The organism is Rugosimonospora africana, assembly GCF_016862975.1.
Classification (GTDB): Bacteria; Actinomycetota; Actinomycetes; order Mycobacteriales; family Micromonosporaceae; genus Rugosimonospora; species Rugosimonospora africana.
Window position 1 is genome coordinate 1 of the sequence record NZ_BONZ01000159.1, and the last position, 3,041, is coordinate 3,041.

The window sequence follows — 3,041 nt, forward strand, 5'->3', positions numbered from 1 at the left end:
GATGGTCGAACTGCGCGGGGTGCACAAGTCCTTCGGCAGCGTCGAGGTCCTGCGCGGTGTCGACCTGACCGTGACGCGCGGCGAAGTGGTGGTCATCATCGGCCCGTCCGGTGGCGGCAAGAGCACCCTGCTGCGCTGCGTCAACCTGCTGGAGCCGGTCACCTCGGGCCGGGTGCTGCTGGAGTCCGAGGACCTGACCCGACCGGGCGCCGACCTGAACCGGGTACGCCGGCGCATCGGCATGGTCTTCCAGCAGTTCAACCTCTTCCCGCACCTGTCCGCCATCGACAACCTCACCCTGGCTCCCCGCAAGCTTCTGAAGGTGCCCCGGGCGCAGGCCCGGGAGCGCGCACTGACCCTGCTGAAGCGGGTCGGGCTGGCCGACAAGGCCGGCGCGTACCCGAGGCAGCTGTCCGGCGGCCAGCAGCAACGAGTGGCCATCGCCCGCGCCCTGATGATGGATCCGCACGTGATGCTGTTCGACGAGGTGACCTCGGCGCTGGATCCGGAACTGGTCAGTGAGGTCCTCGACGTGATGCGGGACCTCGCCTCCTCCGGCATGACGATGCTGTGCGTCACCCACGAGATGGGCTTCGCCCGCGAGCTCGGCGACCGCCTGGTGTTCATCGACGGCGGAGTCATCACCGAGCAGGGGCGGCCGGCCGACGTGCTGGACCGCCCGACCCACGAACGCACCCGCCAGTTCCTGCACAAGGTTCTGCGCTAGACGCCCCGCGCCTGCGCGGGTGAAAGGAATCCAGCGATGAGATCGCGAATCGGCATCGTGGTCAGCGCGGTGGTGGTGCTGGCCATCGCCGCCGGCTGCTCCTCGTCAGACAAGGGGTCGGCCCCCGGCTCGGCGGGCGGTTCCGGCATCGCCGCGGCCGGCAGCCCGGTCGACGTCGGCGCCCCGCTGCCCGACGAGGTGAAGAGCAGGGGCAAGCTCGTCGTCGGCGTCAAGTGCGACTACCCGCCGTTCGGGTACATCGACGAGGCGTCGAAGAACGCGGGCTTCGAAATCGACATCGCCCACCAACTGGCCAACTACGCCTTCGGCGACCCCAACGCCCTCACGCTGACGTGCGTGACCGGATCGAACCGGGTGTCCTTCCTGACCTCCAAGCGCATCGACCTCATCGAGGCGACGATGAACTGGACAGCCGAGCGGGCGCAGACCATCGACTTCACCACGCCGTACTTCGACAGCGGCGTGAAGCTGCTGGTACCGAAGAACTCACCGATCACCTCCTTCGACCAGCTTGCCGGCAAGACGGTGGTCAGCATCACCGGCGCGACCGCGAGCCTGTGGCTGACCCAGTGCATGAAGAACGTCAAGCAGATGCTGTTCGGCGAGACCAGCCAGGCGCTGAGCGCGCTGACCCAGAACCGGGGTGTGGCCTTCGCGCAGGACGACACCCTGCTGCTGGACCTCGCCGCGAAGAACTCGAACCTGAAGGTGGTCGGCGACGCGAAGGCGGACAGCCCGTGGGGCATGGGCGTGCGCAAGGGCGATGCCCCGATGCTCGGTTGGGTCAACGCGGCCCTGGCGAAGATGGCCGCGGCCGACTTCTTCTGGGCCGAGTTCCAGAAGACGGTGACCGACAAGACCGTGCAGGAACAGTTCGCCAAGTACGTGCCGCGGCCGAGCAACACGCTGTCGTACCCGACCGGCTCCACCATGCAGTGCTGACCCGATGATCACTGCCGAGGGGTACCACTTCCAACCGGGCTTCCTCGTCCACCATCTCGGCGAGTTGGGCACCGGCCTGCTGCGGACGCTGGGCATCAGCGTCATCGGCATGGCCGGGGCCCTGGTCGTCGGCGTGGTACTCGGGGCGCTCGCGGCGCTGCGGATCCCGGTACTGCGCCAGCTCATCGCCGTGTACGTCGAGGTGTTCCGCAACACTCCGCTGCTGGTACAGATCTTCTTCCTGTACTTCGCGCTTCCCGAGACCGGGCTGCGCCTGGGCGGATTCACCGTCGGCTGGCTGTCGCTGCTGCTGTGGGGCGGCGCGTACAACGTGGAGAACTTCCGGGCCGGGTTCGAGGCGGTGCAGGACGGCTACGTCGAAGCCTGCCGGGCGCTGGGCTTTGGTCGGCTGGCCGCCTTCCGCGAGGTGACCCTGCCGCTCGGTCTCCGGATCGCGCTGCCGTCGGTCACCAACATCCTCATCTCGGTGTTCAAGAACTCGTCGTTCATGGTGGCCATCAGCTACCCGGAGCTGACCGAGACCGCGGTGAACATCGTCGCCGTCACGTTCCGGGTGTTCGAGATGTTCCTCGCGATCGGCGTCGTGTACCTGGCGCTGGTCTGGCTCATGTCGCTGGGTACCCAGGCCCTCGAACGCCGTCTCACGATACCGGGAGGTCACTGATGCCGCCGTGGGTGTCCCCGGTCGCCAGCTACGTCGCCGGTGGGCTGCGCACCACCGCGTGGCTGGCTCTGGTCAGCGTGGTGGCCAGCGTCGTGGCGGGGATCCTGCTCGGTACGTTGCTGACCCTGCCGAGCAGGATCGTGCGCGGGGTGGTGCGCGCGTACGTCGAGATCTGGCGCGGCCTGCCCATCATCATCATCCTGTTCTTCATCTTCTTCGTGCTGCCGATCATCGACATCCGGGTCGACACGTTCGTCGCCGCGGCCATCGGCCTGAGCCTGTGGGGCAGCGCCAACATGGCGGAGGTGGTCCGCGGCGCGGTCCAGTCGGTGCCGCACGGGCAGGCCGAAGCGGCGGCCGCGCTGGGCTTCTCCTGGCCGGGCCGGATGCGCCACGTCATCCTGCCGCAGGCAGCCCGGCGGGCGCTGCCGCCGCTCATCGGCCTCATCGTCAACCTGACCCAGCAGACCTCGCTGGCCGCCGTCATCGGACTGCTGGACGTCCTCGAGGCGTCACAGCGTTCCATCGAACGGCTCACCCTGTCCGGTGGCTACGCCCACGCGGTGCCGATCCTCGGTGCCGTGCTCGGCGTGTTCTTCGTCGTGTGCCTGCCACTGACGATGCTGTCCCGCTGGTTCGAGAGACGGCTGCGCTGACGGCAGGCCG

The 3,041-nt window shown here is 68.2% G+C and carries 4 protein-coding genes; all 4 read left to right on the top strand.

Annotated features, from left to right (window positions below; all coding sequences use genetic code 11):
- The first annotated feature begins 1 nt into the window (after position 1).
- From Raf01_RS48945 to Raf01_RS48960, 4 genes are read left to right on the top strand one after another with little or no spacing between them, the layout of a single operon-like run.
- Positions 2-727, top strand: a complete 726-nt coding sequence (locus Raf01_RS48945) for an amino acid ABC transporter ATP-binding protein (protein ID WP_203925046.1) — start codon at positions 2-4, stop codon at positions 725-727.
- Between the two features lie 36 nt (positions 728-763).
- Entirely contained in the window at positions 764-1,690 is a 927-nt protein-coding gene (locus Raf01_RS48950) for a transporter substrate-binding domain-containing protein (protein WP_203925047.1), read from the top strand.
- 4 nt (positions 1,691-1,694) lie between these two features.
- The gene (locus Raf01_RS48955; RefSeq protein ID WP_203925048.1) at positions 1,695-2,375 is read left to right on the top strand and encodes an amino acid ABC transporter permease; all 681 of its coding nucleotides are present in this window, start codon (positions 1,695-1,697) and stop codon (positions 2,373-2,375) included.
- The gene (locus tag Raf01_RS48960; protein ID WP_203925049.1) at positions 2,375-3,031 is read left to right on the top strand and encodes an amino acid ABC transporter permease; all 657 of its coding nucleotides are present in this window, start codon (positions 2,375-2,377) and stop codon (positions 3,029-3,031) included. The genes Raf01_RS48955 and Raf01_RS48960 overlap by 1 nt, the downstream gene beginning before the upstream one ends.
- Positions 3,032-3,041 lie beyond the last annotated feature (10 nt).

Bases quoted from the DNA above. Each gene is read 5' to 3' on its own strand.
- Raf01_RS48945 (WP_203925046.1), top strand. From the start codon at position 2: ATGGTCGAACTGCGCGGGGTGCACAAGTCCTTCGGCAGCGTCGAGGTC.
- Raf01_RS48950 (WP_203925047.1), top strand. From the start codon at position 764: ATGAGATCGCGAATCGGCATCGTGGTCAGCGCGGTGGTGGTGCTGGCC.
- Raf01_RS48955 (WP_203925048.1), top strand. From the start codon at position 1,695: ATGATCACTGCCGAGGGGTACCACTTCCAACCGGGCTTCCTCGTCCAC.
- Raf01_RS48960 (WP_203925049.1), top strand. From the start codon at position 2,375: ATGCCGCCGTGGGTGTCCCCGGTCGCCAGCTACGTCGCCGGTGGGCTG.